Origin of the sequence: Cellulosimicrobium sp. 22598, from assembly GCF_052044445.1 — a bacterium.
GTDB classification, from domain to species: domain Bacteria; phylum Actinomycetota; class Actinomycetes; order Actinomycetales; family Cellulomonadaceae; genus Cellulosimicrobium; species Cellulosimicrobium cellulans_G.
Genome location: NZ_JBQEMZ010000035.1, coordinates 1 through 5,985, shown reverse-complemented (window position 1 = coordinate 5,985; position 5,985 = coordinate 1). Strand labels below are relative to the sequence as shown.

General features: G+C 73.9%; 3 protein-coding genes. 2 read left to right on the top strand and 1 reads right to left on the bottom strand.

Annotated elements, in window-relative coordinates; genetic code table 11:
* Window positions 1–139: 139 nt before the first annotated feature.
* Together ACTJIY_RS20705 and ACTJIY_RS20700 are read left to right on the top strand one after the other, a co-directional pair.
* Window positions 140–1,033 (top strand): Ig-like domain-containing protein, encoded by an 894-nt coding sequence (locus tag ACTJIY_RS20705; RefSeq protein WP_440697260.1) that lies wholly within the window; start codon window positions 140–142, stop codon window positions 1,031–1,033.
* 248 nt (window positions 1,034–1,281) lie between these two features.
* Window positions 1,282–4,305, top strand: a complete 3,024-nt coding sequence (locus tag ACTJIY_RS20700) for a sigma-70 family RNA polymerase sigma factor (protein ID WP_253051482.1) — start codon at window positions 1,282–1,284, stop codon at window positions 4,303–4,305.
* Here ACTJIY_RS20700 and ACTJIY_RS20695 read toward each other — a convergent pair.
* On the bottom strand, window positions 4,289–5,854 hold the full coding sequence (locus ACTJIY_RS20695; protein WP_253051481.1) for a helix-turn-helix transcriptional regulator: 1,566 nt from the start codon (window positions 5,852–5,854) through the stop codon (window positions 4,289–4,291). The two genes, ACTJIY_RS20700 and ACTJIY_RS20695, sit on opposite strands and share 17 nt — an antisense overlap.
* Window positions 5,855–5,985 lie beyond the last annotated feature (131 nt).

Here is a 5,985-nt window from a genome sequence, read left to right as displayed (position 1 = left end):
CGTGCGCCCCGGCCCGCGCGGTATGGAAGCAGTACGGAATCGGCACCTACCCCGAGGAGGGCGTCATGGGGAGTCCGTCGTGCCGTCGGTACAGCCGAACGCCGGGCACCGGTCCGGCGCACGAACACAGGAGGTCTCGATGGCAGCACGAGCGCGGGTGTCATGGCGAGGGAGGGCGCTCGGACCGTCCGCCGGAGCGGTAGGTCTGGCGACGGCGGCCCTGGTCGGGTTCGCCGGGGTCGCGGCGGCCGCACCCGTCACCGACGTCGTCGACGGCTCCGGGACGAGCGGGACGTTGGAGTCCGGAGTTCGCTGGGAGTCGACCGCGGAGCTCTCCGGCGGACAGGCCACGTTGACTCAGGGGCAGGAGGCCACCGTCGCTTTCTCGGAGCCGGTGGAGCTTGAGCTTACGATCTGGAGCCTCCAGCAAAATGCGGCGGGACAGGAGTGCGTCTTCGTCTCGGACGGTATCGAGCCGGTGAGCGTCAGCGCCCGGCACCGTTGGGACCCCGGCACCCGTCAGCTCTGCGGCGTGGAGAACGTGTCCGGCGCGGCGAGCGTGTTCGAGGGTTCGGCGGTCGAGCAGGTGACGGTGACGGCGACCGGGTCCAACGCGACGCACGCGCGGCTCCTCGGCGACTTTCGCGTGACCGTGGAGCGGGACGCCGCAGAGCTTGTCGGCGACTCTGCTGCCACCGTGACCGGTGCGGGGACGACGATCGACGTCCTGGCCAACGACGTCCTGCCCGAGGGGTCGAGCCTGCCGACGGTGGACGCCGCGTCCGCCCACGGAGGCGCGGTCACCGTGACGCCCGAGGGGCTCGTCGTCTACACACCTCCCGCCGGGTTCGTCGGCACCGACTCGTTCACCTACCAGGTCGTCGGGCCGGACCGGGTGGCACGGTCGGCGACCGTGACCGTGACCGTGACCGAGGATGAGAGCGGCGTCCCGCTGGTCGCGCCGCTCGGGGCCCTCGCGGCCGGTGTCGGGGCCCTGTCCTTTGTGGCGGTGCGGCGCCGGGCACGCCGCTGACCGACGCGCGCTCGCGCGGCGGATGACCGTGGCGCGTCCCGGTGTTGGGGCGCGCCACGGTCGTGTCGTGGCAGCGCGGCCAGGGGCGGAGGCATGGACCGGGTGAACCGGTCAGACCGGCTAGATAGGTCGAAGTCGGAGAGGTATGGTCCGGTGGGGATTGTGCACGTCCAGTGCCCGCCGCGCCGTGCGGATCAGCACACATGCGCGGTGATACCGTCCGTCCAGGTGCCACGAGGTGTCAGAGCATGCTTGACCGCGCAGAGAGCGGCGCGTCGCAGACCTCGCTCGGCTGGGCGGATCTCCACGACGACCGGCTCGTCGACGCGCTGCGCGCCGGGCAGGACGCGGCGTTCACCGAGCTCTACCGTCGGCACGGTCCCGCGGCGCTCGGGGTGGCCCGGCGCGTCCTCGGAGCGGGACCCAGCGCCGACGACGCGGTGGCGGAGGCCTTCACCGCGCTGCTGGCGAAGGCGCGCGAGGGCGGCGGGCCGACGAGCAACGTCCGCTCGTACCTACTGACGTCCGTGCGCAACGCGGCGCTGAGCCACGTCCGCTCGCAGGAGAAGGTCCGGCCAGCGTCGCATGAGGCTCTCGACGGCCCGGCGCACGACCCCGACCGCCTGACCGTGGCCGAGGACGTCTCCCTCGTGCGCTCGGCGTTCGGCACGCTGCCGGCCCGCTGGCAGCAGGTGCTCTGGTACCTGGACGTGGAGGGCATGACGCCGGCTCAGGCGGCGCCGATGCTCGGCATCTCGCCGAACGCCGCGTCGTCACTGGCCCGGCGAGCGCGCGACCGTCTGCGCCACGGCTATCTCCAGGCCCACGTACGGCGGGCCGACCCCGGGTGCGCGGACTTCTCGCCGCACCTGGCGCGGTACGCGCAGGGTGGTCTCACCCCGCAGGTACGGCGGCGCATCGAGACGCATCTGACGACCTGTGCCCCGTGCACCGCAGTCGTCGAGGAGCTGAGCGACCTCCGCGGTCGTATGCGCATCCTGCTCCTGCCCCTTGGAGCCCCGGCAGTGCTCGCAGCGTCGTCGGACGGCCAGCGTTCGCACCGGGCGGGCAGGTCGGCGCTGGGGGGTCGGTGGGCGGCACAGCGCCGCACTCGTGGCGCAGCCGCCGGCGCCCTCGCCGTGGTCGGTGCGTCCGGGACGTTGGCCTCCGCCCGTCCCACGGACGACGGCTCGGACGGCCCGGCCGACGACCTCGCGACCGGTGTGGTCGGTAGCCCGCCCGAGGGCGTGGTCGGTGGTGTGGCAGGCGTGCACGAGGCGGACGGCGTGGACCGGGCGACGGCGGCAGTACCCCTGGGGGGCGAGCGAGCAGGTGCCGCAGCAGGGGCTGCGGCGGCCGTCGTGGCGGCTGCTGGGGCGGAGCGAGGTCCGTCGGCGCTCTCTCGTCGGGGACGCCGCCGTGGGGTGGGCGGCGCCGCAGGTGCCAGCGCCGTCAGACAGCGCGACGGCGCGTCGTCGGGCGGTCTGCTCCTGCTTCCTATCGTGGGGTGGTTCGGGGAGTGGCCGCGGTGGTGGTCCGCGGTGGTGGGGACGGTGCGTCACCCGGGGCGCTTCGTGCGCCGGGTGTGGTGGTCGCGCCCCGCGCGGACCTGGCCCTGGTCCGTCGGTGTGGTGTCGACGGTGCTCGTCGTGCTCCTGGGTGTGGCGGCATCGGGGATGCTCCCCGTCCCGGTGGTCGTCGCCCCGGTCGGTGCGCCGGTGGCCTCCGACGGGGCGGGCCCCGCGGACGCCGAGTCCGGCGTGGAGGGCGACGAGGGTGACCCGTCGGTGCCGGCCGAGGCTCAGGGGAGCGGGGCGGTACCGACGCCGGGAGAGCACGGCTCCCCGGTGGGCGCACCAGACGGCGCGGGCGGAGAGGGGCCGGGCACCGGGGGCGACTCCGGCGCGCCGGGCGACGCTGCACCGCCTGGGGTGCCGCGGGGGGCGGCGGATCCCGGCGACCCCACGACGCCCCCGGACCCGGTCGAGCTCGACGTCGTCTTTGAGGACCTCGGAGACCTCGCGCCCGGGCGCCCCGGGGTCCTCGGCGTCACCGTCACGCACGCCGGCCCGGCCCTGGTCGCGACCGTCGTACTCGAGGTGGTGCTGCCCGCTGGCGTTGCCCTCGACTCTGCCGACCCCGGGCGGGCTTCTTCCGACTGGACGTGTGAGCCGTCGGACGCTGGTGCTCTCTGTACGGTACGCGGGCTCGCCCTCGGGGCGGCCTCGACGCTGCTCGTCCCCGTCGTCGTCGCCGCGCACGCCACCGAGGGCGCGGTTCCCGTCACTGTCCGACCCGCAGACGGGCAGTCGGACGCGGTGTTCAGCCAGGACGTCGTGGTGCGGGACTCGTCGCTCGCCGCGCGCTACGTCGCGGTGGGCGACGTCGGCGTCACCCAGGTGGGGGCCCCGGTCCTGCATTGCCCGCCGTCCGACAGCAGGTGCGCGAGCGTCGTCGACGGCACCGCGACCGGGACCCTGCAGGACAACAAGGCGTGGCAGATGGTGACGGTCGACGAGCTGGGCACGGGAACGCCGTCGTCCCGGGCTCGTCTCGACCTGCCGTCCGGCAGCGAGATCGTCAGCGCGCGGCTGTACTGGGGCGGCGAGTACCGCACCGGCATGTGTGACGGGTCCGTCGGGACGGTGCGGCTGGCCTCGCCCGGTGGATCGCTCAGGCAGCCCGTCGGCGCGGTCGTGGTCGAGCGTGCGCCCGGGCGCGACTACGCGGTCTACCAGGCCAGCGTCGACGTGACGGCGCAGGTCCGGGCCGGGGGGTCGGGAACCTGGGGGGTCGCCGACGTGTGCGCGGCCGGTGGCAGCGGGTCGATGGCCGGGTGGGCACTCGTGGTGGTGCACCGGGACCCGACCGGCACCGCCTCGAGACTCGCGATCGTGAACGACGGTCTCCTGGCTGTCACCAAGGGGGACGGAGGCCGCGAGACGGTCGTCGCAGGTCGCGCAGGGTCGCAGGCCCGCATCGGTGCGGTCGCCTGGGAGGGCGACCGCGCGACCGGTGGGGACCAGCTCTTCCTCGACGGCACCGCGCTGGTACCGCTGCGGTGGACCGGATCCGGCCCCGGCGCGGTCGGATCGGGCAGCAATGCCTTCGACTCGACGGCGTGGGGGTCGTCCTACGCGAACTCGCTTGGTGTCGACGTGAAGCCGTTCCGGCCGGCAGCGCTGCTCGCCTCGCGTGCCGCGCTGCGTGCCGTGAGTACGGGGGACGACTTCTGGGTGGGGGCGCTCACCGTCGTCACGGGTGGGTCATGAGCCCGGGCCGGACGACGGGGTCGAGCAGACCGGTCTCGTGCGCCCTCCGCAGTGCGGATGCCCTGTCGTGCACTCCCAGCCGGCGGTAGATGTCGCGCACCTGCGTCTTCACGGTGTTCGCCGACACGAACGACCGACGGGCGATCTGGGTGGCGGTGAGCCCCTGCGCGAGCATGCTCAGCACCTCCGACTGCCGCTCGGAGAGCGTGGCAAACGTCGGCTCGACCGGTTCGCGTGCCGTGCGCGCGAGCTCCTCGACGACGGGGTGCCCGAACAGGCGCGCGGCAACGCGAAGGACGGCGGGCGATCCCCAGCGCAGCGGGAAGGACCCTCCGGTGCGGCGGACCGTGTCGAGAGCGTGGGCAAGCTCGCGGTGGGCGTCGTCATCGGATCCGAGCGCGAGGTGCGCGTCCGCGCTGAGCAGGCGCGCCTCGATGCGAACGCGTGGTGAGGCGGAGTGGGCGACCGCTGGGTTGCGGACGGCGGCGAGGGCCTCGCGGGGGCGCCGATGGGCGAGGCAGAGCCGCGCCGTCAGGAGCGAGTGCGCAGCGGGCTCCTGGTCGAGGAGCTCGGCCACGAGCTCGGCGCTCGTGCCGCGGCCGTGCTCCAGGTACAGGCGCCCGAGGTCGAGCGCGAGCAGAGGGGGGATCGGCCGGGGTCGGTGCGGGTCTCGTGCGACGTCACCGGTGTGGGCCGCGGGAGAGCGCTGCAGCAGCGAGGCGTGGAGGCCGTCGAGGGCGACGGCGGGCGTCGGGCTCAGGGCGGCGTGCCAGGTGTCCAGGTGCAATGCGACGAACCAGAGGTCCGTCGCCCAGTGCGCGTCCCGGAGGCAAGGGTCGGCGACAGCGCCGGTGGGGACTGTTGCTTCGAGGAGCGCGACGTTGGTGGCGAGGAGGAGCGGGTCGCCGAACGTCTGCCGCCACCACGGTGGTGGCGAGGGGAGCAGACAGGCCTCGGCGATCCAGCTCTGCGCGCGGTGGCGTTGCGCGTCGAGCGCTAGCGCGAGGGCTGCGGCCTCGGCGGCCGCCCGTGCCAGTCTCGCCGCCCCGGTGGAGATCGACAGCCGGTACGCCTCCTCGGCGTGGAGGAGTGCCTCCGTCGTCCGTCCTGCCTCGAGTGCGCTGACGAAGGCCTGGAGCATGACCAGGACCCGGGGCCGCGGGAGCTCGGTGTTCCTCGCCCGCAGGAGCCACTGCGAGGCGGTCGCCGACGAAGGACCGGGCTGCCCCGCGCGTCGTTGGTTGGCCGTCCGGATGAAGGCGGACAGCCCGGACAGGGTCTCGTCGGGGGAGATGCTGGTGGCCCGGTATTGCGGGTGGGTGGGCATCGGGCGTGTCACGGACACGAGGTCGAGGAGGTCGGAGGGGACCGACGGCGGGTCCCCGGCGAGCACCGCGGCCTGGACATCCTGGAGGGCGGTGCCGTCCTCCTCGTCGAGCAGGCCGGTCCAGCAGTGCTCCAGCACGCTCCGTGCGGCGTCGGTGTCGCCTGTCCGGATGGCTCCCAGCAGCGTATCGACCTCGCTCGCGTTGGTGGTTCGGGTCGGCATCGCCTGACACTCCACTGTGCAGTCCTCCCAGATTCCCAGCGTGAAGCCGATATTTCCGATTCGGTGGGGTCTTGCACCACTAGGACGCCGAGCCTCACAGTTCGTGTCGTGTGATGCGGGTCACATGCAGC